Below are 17,521 nucleotides of genomic sequence, written 5' to 3' on the forward strand. Positions count from 1 at the left end.
GAAGAGAGTGGCGTGAGGGCGGGCCGGTGGACGCTCAGTCGAACAGTGAGGAAACCGAGCTTTCATCGGCCACGGCGCTCATAGCCCGGGCGAGGAGGTTGGCTGTCGTGATCTGACGGATATTCGGGGTCTCGAGGAGGGCCTCGGTTGCCGGAATGCTGTCCGTCAGCGTCAGCATGTTCAACGGACTGTCTTTCACGCGCTGGCAGGCATTGCCAGTCAGAACGCCGTGAGTGACGTAAGCTTCAACGCCTTCTGCGCCACGGGCCATGAGCGCGTTGGCGGCATTGCACAGCGATCCGCCACTATCGACGATGTCGTCCACCAGCACGCAGTAGCGGCCGGCGACGTCACCGATGACGTTCATGACTTCCGATACACCGGCGCGTTCGCGACGCTTGTCGATAATGGCGAGATCCACGTTCAGGCGTTGTGCGAGCTGACGCGCACGGACCACGCCGCCAACATCCGGAGAGACGATGATGAGTTCCCGATCCGGCAGGCGTGTCTTGAGGTCGCGCACGAACAGCGGCGCGGCGTAAAGGTTGTCGGTCGGGATATCGAAGAAGCCCTGGATCTGCATGGCGTGCAGGTCCATCGTCAGAATACGGTTTGCACCGGCTTCTGTTAGAAGGTTCGCCACGAGCTTGGCGCTGATGGGTGTGCGGGGGCCGGATTTACGGTCCTGCCGGGCATAGCCGAAATATGGCATCACAGCCGTGACACGCTTGGCCGATCCACGGCGCAGCGCATCCAGCATGACCAGCAGTTCCATGAGATGGTCGTTCGTCGGCATGCAGGTGCTCTGCACGACGAAGACATCCTCACCGCGGACGTTTTCCTGAATCTCGACAAAGACTTCGCCATCGGCAAAGCGCTTCACTACGGTCTTGCACAGAGGCATCCGGAGTTCATGGGCGACCGCACGGGCCAGCGGCAGGTTACTGTTGCAGGCTACGATCTTCATGAAAAACGGCCTCGTCCGGTGTCCGACAGGGAAGTTGCTGGCCTTCTAACAGCGCAGCGCCCCCCTGTCATCCGTCCTGTTTCATTCTTTCCGTGCACCAGTTGGCCGGTCACTGCATGCCGTGCCGACCGGATAAGGTCTTTTCAGGTGGGGTCAGAACTGCCAGGCCAGACCTGCATGCAGCTTCAGACCGTTGCTCAGGGCACTTGAAACGCCCGAATAGGAATAGGCTGTTCCAAATTCCGTGCTGGCTTCCACCTGCCGGTCATGGCCGTAGGAAATATAGGAGTAGTCTCCTCCGGCCGTCAGATGGAGGCGCCGGGTCATACGGTAATCCATGCCAAGGCCGCCTTCCCACAGGGGACGTGGCTGGTTGTTGTAGGAAATGCCGGAATTGAGAACTTCCGCCCATCCGAAGCGTCCACGCAGGACGAGGCGGGATGTGAGAGCGTAATCCGCCTTCAGGCCAGCGCCCGCGAAGTAACGGCCAGAGCCGTAGCCGAAATCTCCGTCACTGCCGCTCGTGACATACCCGCCCTGAATGAAAGGCGTCAGCAGCAAGGTATCGGAGAGCAGAAGAAAGCCCTTGCCGATTTCTCCGCGGTTGTCGGTACCGTTGGAGCTGTCGTTTCCGCCTGCGGAGAACCCGTATGGTGCAGAATTGCTGGAATAGCTGCGGTAGTGGGATTTGTAGTTTCTCTGGCCGTCTTCGAGTGAGAAATGGAGCGCGCCGTAAAGGTTCTCGATCCCGAAGGCGTTAAACATGACCGAAGCGTCTGCCTGAAAGCCGGGAGTCCAGCCAACGGTGCGGTAGCGGGAAGAGCTTGCGGAGTCTTCAGTGAAAGCATAGCGGCCGGAACCGCCAGTTTGCGTCATGTGGGAGCTGTTGCCGCTGACGGTGTTGCGGAACGTGCCTGTCATTGAAAGGCCGATCTCGCGGTTTACGGCGATGACCGGAGCCGGGTCTGCAAAAGCGGCGAGAGGGGCAAAGCCTGCACAGAAACTCAGGCTGGACAGCAGCAAACGGCAAGAAAGACGCATCGGACACTCCGGATGAAAGGGCCGGAGTCATGTAACAAAATATGTTACACAAAGATACTTAGAGTTACATTTCAAGGTGGAAATTCTATCTCCTGCATCAGGCCGCTTTTTTCGGACTGTCCTTTGTCTCCGGCAGCGGGGCGTTTTCGCGGCCTGAATAGTTGGTGACGATGGTCCGTACGCCTTGAGCGGCTTCTTCGGCAGCCATATCCGCCGTGTCACCCCATGCGCCATCCAGTGAATGAGGGGCGATGTCGTGCAACTGGGTGGCGGCGCCCGCTTCTTTCCCATCCGGCGTCAGGACATGCCAGACGATTTCGATATGATCGACCGGATGACCGGTGTTGCCGGGAGTGCCCGTCTTGAGATCGACCGTCCCGCGTACGATGAAGTCCGCGCCCTTTTCCGTTGTTGTGACCGTGTTGGTTTTGTCGGGAAAGGACGAATAGAAAGCACGGGCGAGAGATACATTTCCGTCTCCGGGTGCGCCGGTGACGCCTTTGAAACAGATTTTTGCCGCGCGGTTCATGAGGCTGTGCGGGTCCTGTTGCATCATGTTTGCCTGAATACCCGTCAGCAGGGTCGCAAGCTGGGGGGCTTCCTGTATGGCGGTGTTCTGTAGCGTCAACCTGTCTCCTGAACTCCATCCCGCCATATCTACGGCAGGACCGTCCGTTTCTGCGCGGACTTTTCCTTCCGGAGTCATGATGACGTAGTGGGGGACGACCGTATTGCCGTGAGTTGTCGCACTCAGTTTCACCCACCAGTCTCCTTTTTTGCGAGGCTGTGCGATGGCGGGGACGGACTGGTTGACCATGGCCTGCGCCACATCATGGGCCCAGAGCGCGGCGGCATCGTCGGACAGAAGGGCGTTTGGTGGGGTCGGGACGGCGAGGCGTGCGGGAGGAAGATTGGCTGCCGTGAGATATCTTGCCTGTTGGCCGGGGTCGGCGAAGGGCCGGGAAAGGCTGAAGCAGCCTCCCAAAGCCAAGGGGAGGGCCAGCGGAAGGCACAGAGACAGCAGGGGAGAACGGAAACGGCGCATCGGGGCTCCGGTAACAGGGCGGTGACCCGGTGGACTGTATGGGATTGCGGCTCCGATGTCGAAGCCGCGCCCTTTCGCCTCGATCGGCGCTTTTATCGGCGGATCAGGATGTAGTTGATCGTCACGTCGATATCGAAATGGTCGCCCTTCATGTCCGGCGGGACCGGCGGCAGATGCGCGCCTTGGAACATGCCGGTCGTTGCCGCATCCAGCGAATAGGAGCCGGACTGGCTCATGAGCCGGACGGATTTCACATGGCCCGAACGGTCCAGAACGACATGCACCGAGGATGGACCGTCCTCGCCCGCGCGGGCGGCCTCTTCCGGATAATACATATGTGCTCGGATCCAGCGGTCAATTTCTCCGCCGTAATCCTCGCTGACGCCTTTGACGCTTGTGCGGGTCTGATACGGCGCGTTGATGGCGCCGTTCATGCTGAGCGGTCCCAGAGACATGTCGATCGGGCCGCCGGACCCTGCCGCGCGGCCGTGACGGCGACGATAGGGAGATGGCTGTTCGCCAAATGACAGATCCATCGGGTGCGCGAAGGGGTTGTTTCGTTCAGAACGGACGGAACGCTGCGCGTGATGGGCACGTTGCGATGTTTGCTGACTGCGGTGGCTTGGTGCTGCTCCCGGTGTGATGGGAGCAGGCGTGGGCGCGGTTTTGGGCAGTTCGGCGGAGGGTTCCTCGGGCACTTCGGGTGCGGAAGGTGTTTCGGGCGTTGGGACGGCGGGTGTCGGGGCGGACTGCGCCTTCTCCGGTTGTTGCTGGTTTTCCTGTGTTTCCTGCGGACTTTGGGCTGAGGGGGGAGGCGGCTCGCCTCCCTGCTCATGTTCACGCGGGCCGCGCATGCTGCTTTTCGATGGCGGTGTATCGAAAACCATTTCCACCTGCGGTTGCTCCTGCCCGGCAGGCGAGCCATGCATGCCCTGATTCTGCATCAGCAGGAAGGCCAGAAGGGCTGCGTGGAGTCCGGCTGAAAAAATGAACGGAACTGTCGGTCCGTTTTCAACAATGGTCTGCGGCCGCATCATCGGTGTTAGCGCGGGACGGACCGGAAGTACTGGTGGGACGTAATCCCGCAGGCGCTCGCGTCTGCCAGTCGGCGCATGCTGCGCGCGCGCGGGAGCAGTCCGCGCCGAGGGGGCGAAGAGCTGGGGTTCGCGTTTCTGCGGCTTTCCCGACGTGGCGGTGGATGATCCGTTCATATGCGGCTCAGCCTGTCGGGAAAGGATCTGGCAGAAAACAGCCAGTCGGCGAGAAGAGGGTGGCGTCGCATCATCGCCAGACCTTTTGCACCAGGGCGGTCGGGGTTGTCATCCGGCAGGCTGGTTATCCGGGGCTGGGGGTGGGCGTCTGTCTTGGCATATCATGGCAGTAATGCGAGACCCACGAAAGACACAAAGAGTCACCCGAACCTTAACTTCCGGAAAGGCGCATGTCTGATGGCTGATTATGCCACACTTCTTGGGTCTGATCCCGATCTTGCGGCGGCCATGGCGCGTATCGGCCCCTGTACTCTGCGGGGGGACGACGGGCAGGAGCCTTATGATGCCCTTCTGCGCGCCATCGCGGGACAACAGCTTCATGGAGCGGCGGCGCGGAAAATTTTTGGGCGCCTCTGCGCTCTGGGGGAACAGGGCACGGTGGACGGACCGCCGCCAGCGCCCGGAAAGCTTCTGGAACTGTCTGAGGAGAGCCTACGTGCCTGCGGTCTTTCGGGAAACAAGCTTCTGGCCATGCGGGGCGTTGCGCAGGCCCGTCTGGACAGAACCGTTCCCAGCCGCGCCGATGCCCGGAGCATGACGGATGAAGAGCTGATCATGCGCCTTGTAACGCTGCGCGGGATCGGACGTTGGACCGTCGAGATGCTGTTGATGTTCACGCTAAACCGTCCGGACGTGATGCCCGTCGATGATTTTGGCGTTCGGGAAGGCTGGCGTCGTCTGCGGGGACGGGAGCTGCCCCCCAAGCCAAAAGCGTTGAAAGAGGAGACAGCCCGCTTCTCCCCCTATCGTTCGACGCTGGCTTGGTATTGCTGGCGTGTGGCGGAGGAAGGGAAGAAAACGGCTCCCAACCCCCTGACGGCCTGAGGCTGATCAGGACGCTTCCATCACAACCGGCGTTGTCGCCATGAACTGACGGGTATCTTCAGGGGAAAGGGGGCGTGATAGCAGATAGCCCTGAACCTCCGTGCAGCCTAAGCGCTTGAGGTAGGAGAGCTGTTCTTGACTTTCCACGCCCTCCGCTGTCACGGCCACGCCCAGATCGATCGACAGATCGACCACGGCGCGCACGATGGAGGCTGCCCGGGATTCGCGTAGCATGTCCCTGACGAACAGACCGTCCAGCTTGATCTTCGAGAACGGGAAGAAACGCAGATATCCAAGAGACGAGAAGCCCTTGCCGAAATCGTCTAGCGCAATGGAGATTCCGGAGCTCTGAAGGCGACTCAGGAGTGTGAAAGTTGCGGCGTCCGGTTCCATGAAGATGTTTTCGGTCATCTCGATCTGAAGGCAGCGGGCCGGGAAGCCGGTTTTTTCCAGAACCCGAAAGGTGTCTTTAAGGAAGGTCGGGGCTTCAAGCTGCCCGACCGAGACATTGATCGACAGGACCAGCCCGTCTTCCCACTCGCGGGCAAAGAGGCAGGCCCGCTCCATGACATAGATGCCGAGCTTCTGGATCAGCCCGGCTTCTTCGGCAAGCTGGATGATCCGTTCGGGGGGGACGCGGCCATATTCGGGATGGGACCAGCGGATCAGTGCCTCAAACCCGCAGAGTTTCTGGCTCTGGGTGTTGAAGAAAGGCTGATAGACAATCCCCAGATCGCCTTTCTCCAGCGCTTCAGGGAGCGCACGGATCAGATCCCGGTTCCGCTTGGCAACCGTCCGCAACTCCGGATTGTAGAAGCGATGCGTATGGCCTCCGAGGCTCTTGGCCTCGTAAAGCGCCAGGTCACTGGCTTCCAGAAGGCTTCCTACGCGTTCTGATCCGCCAATGGACAACACGATTCCCGCACTGAGACCGACCGCGCAGCGCACGCCTTCGCCAACCCGGATTGGTACGTTCGTCAGCGCATTGATGAGGCCTGAGGCTGTGGCGGAAGCCTGAGCCGGAGTCGTCTGACGTTCGAGCAGCATGAATTCGTCGCCGCCAAAACGGTAGAGTCTGTGGCGTTCGCTCAGGGTGCGGCTCAGGACAACCGTGACTTTGCGGAGCATCTCGTCACCGGCGGAATGGCCGTGTCGGTCGTTGATCTGTTTGAAGCCGTCCAGATCGAGGTTGAGCAGTGCGAATGCTTCTCCTGTGCGCGCGGCCTCGATGAGATAGGTTTCCATGTCGTCGAGGAAGGCGCCGCGGTTGGGCAGACCGGTCAGCAGATCGTGCCGTGCCCTGAAGGAAGCACTTTCCTGCGCCCAGTGCGTCTGGGTCACGTCCGTCCCGACGCCGCGATAGCCGACGAAGGTACGGTCTTGAAAGACCGGGCGACCACTAAGCGACCAGAAGCGCTGCTGGCCCTGCAAAGTGCCGGAGACCACGATGTCCCGGAAGAAAATCCGGTTGTCGAGGCATTGTCGCAGGCGTCCAAGGCCCGTCCGTTCATCGGCGTCAAAAGCGGCCGGACCTGCCAGATCCGAGAGGATGTCAAAGAAAACGCGGGTTTCAAGCCACTCGCGGCTATTGCCAAAGGCGGAGGCCAGGCTGGCTGATACATTGCGCAGACTTCCGGATGCGCAGGTCTCCCACAGCCAGTCTCCGGTATCATCATCAGCATTGCGGAGCAGGAGCTGGACGATGCTGTTACGCTGTTCGAGGGAGTACCGGCTGACCAGAAAAGCCGTGAACAGAGTCCGGACTGCCATAGTCAGGGACAGGACGAAAAACAGATAGATTGCCATTTCCATGGCGACGTAAAAATAGAAAATCCCGTGATCGATTAGCCATGCTTCGAAAAGAGCGCTGCAACAAGACAGGATCAATATGGACGCAATGACTTCTCCAATCCCCGTCAGGGGCAGGAGCGAGATGGTTGTCGCGGTCAGGCCAACCATAAGGCCTGCGACCAAAACCCGGTCATTGGCGTCGCCGTATGGGAACACGACGGGGGGGAGGGTGGCCCAGCAAAGGGCAAAGGCGAAATTAATGCCCTTGAGAATCCAGGCTTGTCTGCTGCCAACCAGTTTTTCGGTTGGGATCATGTAAAAGCAAATGTTGTAGAGCACGAGCAGCAGCAGGACTGCTCCACATAGCATGACGCCGTAAGTCGGATAATTTCTCATCAGGCAGAGGCAGGCGATTGGGCCGCCGCTAACCTGAGGAATGAAATGGAAGAAGTTCAGACCGCGCAGGACCCGGCAGCGCGAAAGGCGGATGTCTTCCTCTGCTCCTGCTGGGATTTCTGCCCGGAAGGGAAAAAGCCGGGCAAACTGCATGTGTTTCAGCAGGGTCAGGACAGCTGTCATTATGTCGCGCATTGCGGGGAGGCGACAACGGAAGCCGGTGAGACAGGCAAAAACATCATGGACCTTCCCAATAGCGGAGGAGGGTGCCACGATGACAGAAATTTATGAAGTTTTTCTTTGCAGAGAACGAATCTGTTGCAGACAATATCTCCGCGCCCCAGGTATGGCAGCCCGGGCACGGAGATAGCCGTTAAAAGGTTAAGGTTTCGTTAATGCGCCATTTCTGGTGTTGTGGCGTAAATCTCGTGACTGGCTTTTTCAAACATCTCAATACATTCGCGCATATTGGCCGTCAGGGCTGTGCGGGTGATGTCGGGGTCGTTGGATGGATAATATCCGCGGGCCAGATCTTCATCGATTTCCAGATGGGACGGGCCGTCATGCTCATGTTCATCATGCGCCAGACCCCAGGTCCAATGCTTCTTCGCGAACATGTCCGTGAATTTCGGAGCATGACAGAGATAGGCGGCCAGCTCTTCGGCGATGTATTCGACAGCAGCAAGCCAGGAGAAGAAGACGACGGGATCTTCGCTGTCGGCATTGGCGATCAGCTTCTGGACCGTGGGAAGCGTATCGTAATGGGTTCCATACAGGTCGAGGCCGAATTCTTTTGCGCCGTCAGCCCAGAGAATGGCGTGTGAGCCTTCTTCTTCCTTCATTTCCCGTACGGCCTCACGGGCTTCTGAAAAGAAGGTTTTGATACGGGCCTGTCCGAAACGCTGGACGAGCGGTTTGATGGGAAGGTGGCCGACGCGTACGTCAATAGCGCGCTCAAAAGCCTGAATAAAAGGCCACCAGCCGATCATCATGGCTTTAATAGTCTCTCTGTCGCCATGGGCTGCGCCCCGGGCCAGCGCGGAAGAATAGATTTTCTCGCGTGTAAAGACACGCATTTCGGCACGATTTACCAAAGGCTCGGAGAACAGTAGAGCGTACATCCGCGTAATCCTGAAGAAGTTTATTACATGCGCCGTTCTGGCAGGGATGTTGTAGGCGGTAATTTACCAGAAAAGTAAGTTTTTTACTTTAATTTTAATTGAGTTTTATTAAATTTGCAAAATATTAATATATTATAATCTGTGAATGTTGCTTTATCGTAATAATTTTTCCAGCACAAAACAGCCATCCCTGAGTCCTGTTTGATGTCGTAACGTCTTTCTTCAGGCCGGAACCTGAAGAAACGCCATCATTTCCTTAAGAAACGCCCGCGGCTGTTCTACGTGAATCCAGTGTCCGGCATCGGGCAAAGACTGAATCACCGCATGTGGGAAGAGCGCCAGGATGTGATCGTGATGTTCGGGCAGGACATAGGGCGAGGCTCCGCCACGCAGAAAAAGCACCGGCCCTTCGTAGGGGGCAATCTGAAGGTCGGGCCAGCTTTCGATGTCATGAATGTCGCGGGAAAGCGCGTCGAAACCGATGCTCCAGCCCGGAGAATCGCCCAGCCGGATGTTTTGCAGCAGGAGTTCGGCGACGGGACGGCTGCCTGTGATGGGCTCCAGAAGGGCCAGACCTTCCCGGCGTTCCAGCGATGGGGGAAATGTGAGGGTTTCGAGCTTCGAGATCATCTCGCGCTGCCCATGTCCCGTTCGCGCCGGGGCGATGTCTGCAACGAGCAGCTTCGTGACGCGCTCCGGGGCGGCGAGGGCGAGCATCATGCCGACCTTGCCGCCCATGGAGTGTCCGACGACTGCAAAGCGCTCGATTCCCAGATCGTCCAGCGTTTCCAGAACGTCCTGTGCCATGAGGGCATAGCTGGCGGGACCATGCGGGCTGTGGCCGTGATTGCGCAGATCCAGCGCCAGTGTCCGGAAGGTCGCGGACGCGCCGCGCTGGAGGAAGCCGAGATTCCGGGCCCGTCCGAACAGTCCGTGCAGGAAAACGACCGTCTCCGGGCCTTCGCCGCGTTCGATGGCATGCAGTTTCATCGGTGATCCTTCCATGACAGCTGTTGATCGGCAGCGCGCTTGCCGTCAAACAGGATCACACCTGCCGCCCGGGAGCCCGCTTGTCTACCAGTCCCGCCCCTTCGCCTGCTTCTCCTGAGGGTTCCGAAAACCGTTTTCAGGGGAGTGTCCGCCTGTTGCGACAGCGGATGAACCGCTTTCAGGCGCGTCTGTTTCCTCACGCTCCTTTGAATCTGCGAACACTGGTTCGTGGTAATGAAATCTGGCTGAGCGTATTGGCGGGATTTGTCGGCGTTCTGTCGGGGCTGTGCGTGGTCGTTATGACCCATCTCACCTTCTGGATGCACAGGCTGCTTTTTGGTGTTTCGGGCGGGGCCGGCGGTCATCTGTCCGGGCTGAGCGCCCTGCCACCTCTCCGGACAGTCGTAGTCCTGAGTAGCGGCGGCCTGGTAATCGGCCTGTTTGGGGTGCTGATCGCAAAAATCATGCCGCGCAGTCCGGTGGACCCCATCGAAGCGAATGCGCTGCATGGCGGGCGCATGTCGGTGTGGGACAGTCTGGTTATTGTCTGCCAGACGGTTCTGTCCAATGGCGTGGGTGGCTCCATCGGGCTTGAAGCCGGGTTTACCCAGATCGCGGCAGCATTTGGCTCCCGGATCGGGCGCTCCTTTCGGGTGCGTCGTGAGGATTTGCGTGTGCTGGTGGGAGCCGGGGCCGGGGCTGCAATCGGAGCCGCGTTCGATGCGCCGGTGGCTGGCGCGTTTTATGCGTTCGAACTGGTGATCGGGTCCTATTCTCTGGGCAGTCTGTCCCCTGTGGCCGTGGCCGCGCTGGCAGGTGTGGGCGTGACGCGCTTTCTCGGCAGTGTGCCGCCGGGCATCGTCATTCCGTCTCCCGGAGACCTGTCGTGGGAAGGAACGGCGGGCGCAGTCCTCATCAGTGTTCTGACGGCGCTGACGGCTATCGGGCTGATGTTCTGCGTCACCCAGACGGAGGGACTGTTCCGGCGCATGCCCGGCCCGGTCTGGCTTCGTCCGGCGGTGGGTGGGCTGATTGTCGGGGGGCTGGCAACACTCCATCCGTCTGTTCTGTCCGCAGGGCATGAAGCGATGCGGACTGTTTTCGCCGGGAATGTTACTGCGCGAATGGCTGTCGTGCTTTTGCTCCTGAAAGCGCTGGCATCGTGCCTGTGTATCGGGTCGGGGTTTCGCGGAGGGCTGTTTTTCGCGTCGCTGTATCTCGGGTCGCTGGCCGGGACGATCTACGGCGCGCTTCTAGCCCCCTTGGGCGTTGCGCCGGATTCCGTTACGGCGTGTGCCCTAATCGGCATGAGCGCGATGGCCGTGGCGGTTATTGGCAGTCCCATGACGATGGTGTGTCTGATGCTGGAACTGACCGGCAGCGTGTCCATGAGCGGTGCCACGCTGGTGGCTGCGGTTCTTTCCCTGCTCACGGTGCGGCGCCTGTTCGGCTACAGCTTTGCGACATGGCGCTTCCATCTACGGGGCGAATCCATCCGCTCCGCCGTCGATATCGGCTGGATGCGCTCTCTGAATGTGCGCCGGATGATGCGAGGACAGGTCCGGACGCTTCCGGCAGAGACGTCCGTGAGCCGGGCACAGACGCTGTTTCCCCTCGGCTCGGCCCAGCGGATCGTTCTGCTTGATGAAGCCGGTCATTATGACGGCATCGTCCACCTGGCGGAACTGCATGCCGCGCCTTCCGACCAGACGTCGATCAGAACGCTGGCTCTGTTCCGTAACGCCATGCTCACGCCGCTCATGAACGTTCGCGAGGCGATCGAACTGTTCGAAAAAGCCGAGGCCGATGCGCTTGTCGTCGTCGAAGATCCACAATCCCGGCAGGTGATCGGAACCTTGACCGAACAGCACGCCCTACGCCGCTATGCTGAGGAACTCGAACGCAGCCGCAGAAGCCTTGCGGGCGATGACAGTCTGCCAACCTGACCCGGTTCCGGCCTTTCCCCCTTGGCATCGGGCCGTTCCCGCTTCAACATATAGGCCTATCAGATGCCCGTTCCGGGCGCCCCAACCGGAGATTTTCCCATGACCGCGACCCCCGAATCCCGCCTCGCCGCCCTCGACATCACGCTGCCGGTCGCAGCTGCTCCGGTTGCGAACTACGTTACGACCGTACGGACGGGAAACCTGCTTGTCGTTTCCGGCCAGCTCCCGTTGGTGGACGGCAAGCTGCTCATCACCGGCAAGCTGGGTGACGAAGTTTCGGCCCATGCCGGTGTGGCCTGTGCTCGCGCCTGCCTCATCAATGTTCTGGCGCAGGCCAAGGCCGCACTGGACGGCGATCTTTCCCGCATCACGCGCGTTGTGCGTCTGGGCGGCTTCATCGCCTGCACGCCCGAATTCACCGACCACGCCACCGTCATGAACGGCGCGTCCGATCTGGCTGTCGAGGTGTTCGGTGACGCTGGCCGTCATGCACGCTCTACGATCGGCGTGCCGAGCCTGCCCGTGAATGCCCCGGTCGAGGTCGAGGCGATGTTCGAAATCGCCTGATACGGGAGAAACCGAATGGGAGAAACGGAGACCCTGCCGTCCCCTGACTGGAGCCTGAGCCTTCATGCCTCGATCCACGAGATCGGGGCCGAAGCTTGGGACGTCTGTGCGGGACCGGACAATCCGTTTGTCTCTTTCGGTTTTCTGTCCGCCCTTGAAGACAGCGGTTCCGTCGCGGACCGCTCCGGCTGGCTGGTTCGTCATGCCGCTTTGCGCGCGCCGGACGGCACCATCGCGGCCCTCGCTCCGCTTTATGGAAAATCCCATTCCTGGGGCGAGTATGTTTTCGATCAAAGCTGGGCCCGCGCCTATGAAGCTGCGGGCGGGCGCTACTATCCCAAATTCGTCTGTGCCGTTCCGTTTTCACCGGTTCCCGGACCCAGACTCCTGCTGCGTCCCGATCTGCCTGATCCGCAAGCCGTGGCGCAGGCCCTCGCGGCCGCACTTATTCAGGCGACGGCGCAGCTTGGCCTGTCGTCTTTACATGCCAATTTCTGCGACGTGGCTTCGCTGAATGCCTTTACCGATGCCGGATATCTGCCGCGCACAGGCCTTCAATATCATTGGCAGAATAACGGCTACACGACGTTCGATGACTTTCTGGCCGCGCTGTCTTCCCGCAAACGTAAGTCTATCCGTAAGGAACGCAATGCCGCCCAGTCCTGTGGTCTGACCTTCAGCACGCTCCGCGGAAGCGACATCACGCCGGAAGACTGGAAAGCGTTCTACGGATTCTATCAGTCCACGATCGACCGCAAATGGGGCAGCGCCTATCTAACGGAGCGTTTCTTTCCCATGCTGTCCGAGCGTCTCGGAGACCGCGTGGTTCTGATGATGGCCCATCATGACGGAAAAGCCGTTGCCGGTGCCCTGAATCTCATGGGGACGGATGCGCTGTTCGGGCGGAACTGGGGCTGTGAGGGAGACTGGCCCTTCCTGCATTTCGAGCTGTGTTATTACCGCGCGATTGTTTTCGCCATCGAACACGGCCTCTCCCGCGTCGAAGCGGGCGCGCAGGGTGAACACAAGATTCAGCGCGGGTATCTCCCGAGCTTCACCCATTCGGCCCATGCCCTTCTCGATCCCGGTCTGCGGCAGGCAGTCGCCGCCTTCGTGGAAGAGGAACGGACGGCCCTGCAGGCAGAGGCGGCGGAACTGCTGACTCTTTCACCATATCGTCATGGCGAGTCGGGTTAAGGGCGTTCGTTTAACGATTGGGAAAGCTTTGTACCGCTACGCTGTGCTCCGAAATCGGGATTGACCGGAGCCTGTAACGCCCATGGAGAACAGTACCTATATCGCGCTTTCGCGTATGGACGCCCAGCAGCGCGCAATGTCCGTGGTTGCGGACAACATGTCGAATGCATCGACCGTGGGCTACAAACGCGAAAATGTCCTCTTCAGTGATTTCCTGTCCCATCAGCATGGCTCTAAACAGGCCGAGGGTGCGGATACAGAATCCTATACGCAGGACCGTGCGACATACCGGGACTTTCAGCAGGGCGACATGCAGTCCACCGGCAATCCTCTGGATCTGGCGCTTGGAGGCGAGGGCTATTTCCAGGTCCGCACCGCCAATGGTGTGCGCCTGACACGGGCAGGACGCTTTGAGGAGCAGCAGGATGGGGCTGTCGTCGATGCAAGCGGGAATGCCCTGCTGGACCGTGACGGTCAGCCGATCGTACTCCCCCAGACCGACCATCGAATCACTATTTCCGCCGATGGTGTGATCTCGACCGAAACCGGCGAACAAGGCCAGATCGGCATCGTGACGGCGCAGGACGACAACAAACTTCAGGCAGAAGGCAGCAGGCTTCTGCGGACGGATCAGCCCACAACCGCTGTGGAGCGGCCCAATATCGTGCAGGGCATGGTGGAAGGCAGCAACGTTCAGATGATGACCGAAGTCACGAAAATGATGGAAATCCAGCGGAATTTCCAGTTCATGGCGCAGTTCGTGGATGCCGAAGCCACGCGTCAGAAAAACGCCATCGACAAGATCGTTCAGGTCTCGGCCTGATTATTTCCCCTGACGGGACAAGGATAATTTTCCATGCGCGCACTCGACATCGCCGGAACGGGCATGCAGGCCCAGCAGACCAATGTGGAAACCATTTCCAACAACATCGCGAATATGAGTACCACGGGATATAAACGCTCTCGTGCCGAGTTTCAGGATCTGATCTACCAGAACCTTCGTCGTGTGGGCGCAAGCTCGTCCGATACCGGGACGACCATTCCGGCTGGCGCACAGGTGGGCCTTGGTGTGAAGACGGCGGCGATTTATCGCATCAACGATCAGGGCAGCCTTGAGCAGACCAGCAACTCCCTGGATATGGCGGTTCAGGGGCGCGGTTATTTTCAGGTCCAGCTTCCCTCGGGGCAGCTTGCCTATACTCGCGACGGTACGTTCTCGATGGACAATAATGGTTCTCTTGTGACCGCAGACGGCTATCTCATCAGCCCGACGATCACGATCCCCAACAATGCACAGAGCATTTCGATCGATCAGTCCGGTCAGGTCAGTGTGCAGGTCGCCGGGCAGAATAATACGACGCTCGTCGGGCAGCTTCAGCTGGGCATTTTCACAAACGAAAACGGTTTGGCTGCGATGGGGCAGAACCTGTTTACGCAGACCACGGCCTCAGGCGATGCCATGATGGGTAACCCTGAAGCTGTTGGCTACGGCAGCATCATGCAGGGTTATGTCGAGAACTCGAACGTCAATGTCGTAACCGAAATCACCGATCTTATTACGGCACAACGTGCCTATGAGATGAACAGCAAGGTCATTACCGCGTCTGATGACATGTTGAAGACTGTTACCAATCTGGGTGGCGCTTAAAACATGAACCGTGCCCTACTGACGGGTAGCATTCTGCTGCTGGCGGGGTGTGGTGATTTTTCTTTCGCATTGGGCGCGACATTGCGCACGAATGTAAATGTCGACCACCCGCGTGTACGTCTGTCCGATCTGTTTGCCGATCTGGGTAAGGGGCAGGACACAGATATCGGCGATGCCCCGGCTCTGGGGACGAGTTATGTGGTTGGTGGCCCGCAGTTGACGGCTATTGCCGCTCAGTTTGGCGTGGACTGGCCTGATGCCTCACCATTGGTGTCCGCGACCGTGACGCATACGGCTCGCATGATTACAGCGGATGATGTCCTTCCTCTCGTCCGTGAAGGGCTGGAACTGCCGTCCGAGGCGCGGGTGGAAGTAGCATTGACCGGTTTCAAACCTGTACCGGTTCCGGTTTCGGATCAGGGCGCACCCGCTATCTTGCATATTGATCGACCACCTCATGGCAGCGAACATTTTACGGCACGGCTTGAGGTACCTTCTACCAAAGGCGGGCAGGGAACGGCTTTCAATGTCAGTGGAACGGCGACAATGGAAGTGCGTGCGGTGACGCTGCGCCATGCCATGCATCTGGGGCAGCCCATCCTGCCGGACGATGTTACCATGACGTTTGTTCGCGTCGGTTTGATTCCGGATGATGCGTTACAGAACCCTGAGGACGCGATTGGTCTGGAGGCACGTGGCGTGCTTGCAGCCGGTCAGGTTCTCAGTGTCTCGGAACTCGCACATCCCCAACTGGTGCATCGCGGATCGCCGGTTGTGGCGACGTTTTCCGGTCAGAGCCTTCATCTGACGGTATCTGGAACCGTTCTGGAAGCAGGAGGAAAAGGCGATACCGTGCATGTTTACAATGCCAGCAGCCATATGGTTCTGACGGGACGTGTTATGGACAGGACGGAAGTAGAAGTTATTCCGGGCATTATGCCGCTTTCTGCTGATAGCAGAATGCATCAACAGACAACGGCTCTCCCTTCTCTTTGACGGGGCAGTTTCTGGTTTTGGTTGATTGAATTTTACGTCCCCAGAAAGCCCTTCCACTAAGATTAGGTCTCCTAGCCAGAAGAGATAATTGCAGCAAAGCAGATGCTTGAGAAGAGGACAGTTGGGCATCTATCGTAGCGTATCGCGTACAAGCTTGTCGCCAGCCTTTGAACATCCCGAACATAATCTCGATCCGGTTATGGCGGTTGTATTTCTGGTTTTCGTATTTAAATGGGGTCCCTGCGGGATCTCTGTTCTTGAGGAGGGAAATCTGATCCCTTTCTTCTCTAACGTATCTCGGAACAAGTAAGCATCTTGGTCATGGCAGGCAGTTTTGTATTGATGCCATTTTTCGTGCGTTCGATCAGGCAACCAGAATTCTCTTTTTTAACCGTCAGCCCGAAGGCGTGTGGGGTGTTTTGGGATAGGTCATATCGATCATGGTGGTCTGGGGCTTTACGTGTCCGGTAACGAGGCTGTCAGTCAGTATAAGCTGTACGTCGTTGCCCTCATTATAGAGACTGGAAAAAGATCCTATTTAAAGATCGATGGATACTGTCGATAATATTCATACAAATTAAAAATAAGCGGGTGCTTCCTGTCCCGAATATCAAAGCCTTGAATTGAATGAACGCAGTTAGTGGACTCCAGAAAGAAGGAATCTGTCCGACACGGTAGGTCACTGGCAGATCAGGCCAATAGGTAGGCTCAGGGGTTCGAAAACTGCTTATGTCATTATTGAGAAATTTGAGGTTGTGCTGTTTTGAGGAATAAGAATGATAAAAATAGGGAATTCTAAATTCATTATTATAATGTAATGTTATTATAAAGCAATATAAAATATTTTATGATTTGCGATGGAATTTTATAATTATTGAAGATGAAATCTATTTATAAGATTAAAAACAGAATTTATAAATAATTAAATGGAAATACAAAAATAGTTTTATTTAATTATTGGAATATTACAAAATATTTATTGGAATTCTTTTTGCAATGATATTTATCTCAAAAACGTTACCAGTAATAAAAAACAAAATCAATATTGTGTTATTGTAAACAAAAAATAGTCATTTCTATTATTGTCGAAAATTCTAGAAGAGGAAGAAACGCATATCGAACTATGTCTCCTAGGAGAGCGCCATTGGAAAAAATATCTGATCCCAGTCCTACTGCAATCGCTCTTTCTCGCAGGCGACTCTTGGCTCTCTCTAGTGTCTGCGTGACGGCTGCTGTTGCCGGGAGGGTAAAAAAAGGATCTGCTCAGAGCATCGTGGCATCCAATCGTGATGGCATTTCAGACTTCATGCAGCTTTCAGTTTTTGCTACCGGACATAAAAATCTGGATCTTGGTATTGGCTCAGCACTCTTTCTGGCATTTGAGGCACAGATACGGGATTTCTCAACTCAGGTAACAGCGCTTCGCGAACGCATTATTAAAAGCGGTTATCAGGATGTTGAGGCATTAGATGCGGGCCTTGAAGGAGACCCTTTACGCCCTACGCTTCTTCGGATTATTCGCGGCTGGTATTCCGGTGTTATTGAAGGCGGAACAAACGCAAAAGTTTATGCCTTCGAAACTGCCCTGATGTATCAACCGTCCCGCGATGTCGTGGTTATTCCGACATATGCTCATAACGGACCAAATTACTGGGTTTCGGAACCCGTATCCGTCGATGTCATGCCGACATTCTAAGGAAATTATCCCAGTGATTATGCG

Annotated in this window: 15 protein-coding genes; 8 read left to right on the forward strand and 7 right to left on the reverse strand. The window is 57.6% G+C overall.

Annotation, left to right across the window (positions count from 1 at the left end; translation table 11 throughout):
- Positions 1-34: 34 nt before the first annotated feature.
- The 4 genes from ABDK74_RS09495 to ABDK74_RS09510 form a co-directional block, all read right to left on the reverse strand.
- Positions 35-967 carry a ribose-phosphate pyrophosphokinase gene (locus ABDK74_RS09495; protein ID WP_062027866.1) on the reverse strand — a complete coding sequence of 311 codons (933 nt, stop codon included), beginning with the start codon at positions 965-967 and terminating at the stop codon, positions 35-37.
- Positions 968-1,120: 153 nt separating this feature from the next.
- Positions 1,121-2,008 carry a hypothetical protein gene (locus ABDK74_RS09500; RefSeq protein WP_194255496.1) on the reverse strand — a complete coding sequence of 296 codons (888 nt, stop codon included), beginning with the start codon at positions 2,006-2,008 and terminating at the stop codon, positions 1,121-1,123.
- A gap of 97 nt (positions 2,009-2,105) precedes the next feature.
- Positions 2,106-3,053 (reverse strand): hypothetical protein, encoded by a 948-nt coding sequence (locus ABDK74_RS09505; RefSeq protein WP_194255497.1) that lies wholly within the window; start codon positions 3,051-3,053, stop codon positions 2,106-2,108.
- Positions 3,054-3,145: 92 nt separating this feature from the next.
- A complete protein-coding gene (locus ABDK74_RS09510) occupies positions 3,146-4,264 on the reverse strand; it encodes a TonB family protein (RefSeq protein WP_346003609.1) in 1,119 nt (372 codons plus the stop codon).
- A 237-nt stretch (positions 4,265-4,501) separates the two neighbouring features.
- Here ABDK74_RS09510 and ABDK74_RS09515 point away from each other — a divergent pair, with 237 nt between their 5' ends.
- Positions 4,502-5,149 (forward strand): DNA-3-methyladenine glycosylase 2 family protein, encoded by a 648-nt coding sequence (locus tag ABDK74_RS09515; protein ID WP_346003610.1) that lies wholly within the window; start codon positions 4,502-4,504, stop codon positions 5,147-5,149.
- 6 nt (positions 5,150-5,155) lie between these two features.
- On the opposite strand, the gene ABDK74_RS09520 is transcribed toward ABDK74_RS09515, so the two are convergent.
- The 3 genes from ABDK74_RS09520 to ABDK74_RS09530 form a co-directional block, all read right to left on the reverse strand.
- Entirely contained in the window at positions 5,156-7,519 is a 2,364-nt protein-coding gene (locus ABDK74_RS09520) for an EAL domain-containing protein (protein ID WP_346003611.1), read from the reverse strand.
- Between the two features lie 209 nt (positions 7,520-7,728).
- Positions 7,729-8,457 (reverse strand): hypothetical protein, encoded by a 729-nt coding sequence (locus ABDK74_RS09525; protein WP_346003612.1) that lies wholly within the window; start codon positions 8,455-8,457, stop codon positions 7,729-7,731.
- Positions 8,458-8,679: 222 nt separating this feature from the next.
- Complete coding sequence (locus ABDK74_RS09530) at positions 8,680-9,447, reverse strand: alpha/beta fold hydrolase (RefSeq protein WP_346003613.1); 768 nt, start codon at positions 9,445-9,447, stop codon at positions 8,680-8,682.
- Positions 9,448-9,614: 167 nt separating this feature from the next.
- Here ABDK74_RS09530 and ABDK74_RS09535 point away from each other — a divergent pair, with 167 nt between their 5' ends.
- From ABDK74_RS09535 to ABDK74_RS09565, 7 genes are all read left to right on the forward strand, one after another.
- Positions 9,615-11,393 (forward strand): chloride channel protein, encoded by a 1,779-nt coding sequence (locus ABDK74_RS09535; protein ID WP_346004199.1) that lies wholly within the window; start codon positions 9,615-9,617, stop codon positions 11,391-11,393.
- Positions 11,394-11,492: 99 nt separating this feature from the next.
- Positions 11,493-11,960 carry a RidA family protein gene (locus ABDK74_RS09540; protein WP_346003614.1) on the forward strand — a complete coding sequence of 156 codons (468 nt, stop codon included), beginning with the start codon at positions 11,493-11,495 and terminating at the stop codon, positions 11,958-11,960.
- Between the two features lie 15 nt (positions 11,961-11,975).
- On the forward strand, positions 11,976-13,157 hold the full coding sequence (locus ABDK74_RS09545; RefSeq protein ID WP_346003615.1) for a GNAT family N-acetyltransferase: 1,182 nt from the start codon (positions 11,976-11,978) through the stop codon (positions 13,155-13,157).
- A gap of 82 nt (positions 13,158-13,239) precedes the next feature.
- Entirely contained in the window at positions 13,240-13,980 is a 741-nt protein-coding gene (gene flgF / locus ABDK74_RS09550) for a flagellar basal-body rod protein FlgF (RefSeq protein ID WP_194255505.1), read from the forward strand.
- A gap of 33 nt (positions 13,981-14,013) precedes the next feature.
- Positions 14,014-14,805, forward strand: a complete 792-nt coding sequence (gene flgG, locus ABDK74_RS09555) for a flagellar basal-body rod protein FlgG (protein WP_099285993.1) — start codon at positions 14,014-14,016, stop codon at positions 14,803-14,805.
- Between the two features lie 3 nt (positions 14,806-14,808).
- On the forward strand, positions 14,809-15,801 hold the full coding sequence (flgA, locus tag ABDK74_RS09560; RefSeq protein ID WP_346003616.1) for a flagellar basal body P-ring formation chaperone FlgA: 993 nt from the start codon (positions 14,809-14,811) through the stop codon (positions 15,799-15,801).
- 1,144 nt (positions 15,802-16,945) lie between these two features.
- Positions 16,946-17,497: a sorbitol dehydrogenase family protein gene (locus ABDK74_RS09565; protein WP_346003617.1), complete on the forward strand. Its 552-nt coding sequence runs from the start codon at positions 16,946-16,948 to the stop codon at positions 17,495-17,497.
- Positions 17,498-17,521: the final 24 nt, after the last annotated feature.

Source organism: Gluconobacter sp. OJB (assembly GCF_039638275.1).
GTDB classification, from domain to species: domain Bacteria; phylum Pseudomonadota; class Alphaproteobacteria; order Acetobacterales; family Acetobacteraceae; genus Gluconobacter; species Gluconobacter cerevisiae.

Excerpts from the sequence above, each read along its gene's own strand:
- flgA (WP_346003616.1), top strand. The coding sequence starts at position 14,809 with ATGAACCGTGCCCTACTGACGGGTAGCATTCTGCTGCTGGCGGGGTGT.
- ABDK74_RS09515 (WP_346003610.1), top strand. The coding sequence starts at position 4,502 with ATGGCTGATTATGCCACACTTCTTGGGTCTGATCCCGATCTTGCGGCG.
- flgG (WP_099285993.1), top strand. The coding sequence starts at position 14,014 with ATGCGCGCACTCGACATCGCCGGAACGGGCATGCAGGCCCAGCAGACC.
- ABDK74_RS09520 (WP_346003611.1), bottom strand. The coding sequence starts at position 7,519 with ATGACAGCTGTCCTGACCCTGCTGAAACACATGCAGTTTGCCCGGCTT.
- ABDK74_RS09495 (WP_062027866.1), bottom strand. The coding sequence starts at position 967 with ATGAAGATCGTAGCCTGCAACAGTAACCTGCCGCTGGCCCGTGCGGTC.
- flgF (WP_194255505.1), top strand. The coding sequence starts at position 13,240 with ATGGAGAACAGTACCTATATCGCGCTTTCGCGTATGGACGCCCAGCAG.
- ABDK74_RS09525 (WP_346003612.1), bottom strand. The coding sequence starts at position 8,457 with ATGTACGCTCTACTGTTCTCCGAGCCTTTGGTAAATCGTGCCGAAATG.
- ABDK74_RS09530 (WP_346003613.1), bottom strand. The coding sequence starts at position 9,447 with ATGAAACTGCATGCCATCGAACGCGGCGAAGGCCCGGAGACGGTCGTT.
- ABDK74_RS09545 (WP_346003615.1), top strand. The coding sequence starts at position 11,976 with ATGGGAGAAACGGAGACCCTGCCGTCCCCTGACTGGAGCCTGAGCCTT.
- ABDK74_RS09540 (WP_346003614.1), top strand. The coding sequence starts at position 11,493 with ATGACCGCGACCCCCGAATCCCGCCTCGCCGCCCTCGACATCACGCTG.
- ABDK74_RS09510 (WP_346003609.1), bottom strand. The coding sequence starts at position 4,264 with ATGAACGGATCATCCACCGCCACGTCGGGAAAGCCGCAGAAACGCGAA.
- ABDK74_RS09535 (WP_346004199.1), top strand. The coding sequence starts at position 9,615 with ATGAACCGCTTTCAGGCGCGTCTGTTTCCTCACGCTCCTTTGAATCTG.
- ABDK74_RS09505 (WP_194255497.1), bottom strand. The coding sequence starts at position 3,053 with ATGCGCCGTTTCCGTTCTCCCCTGCTGTCTCTGTGCCTTCCGCTGGCC.
- ABDK74_RS09500 (WP_194255496.1), bottom strand. The coding sequence starts at position 2,008 with ATGCGTCTTTCTTGCCGTTTGCTGCTGTCCAGCCTGAGTTTCTGTGCA.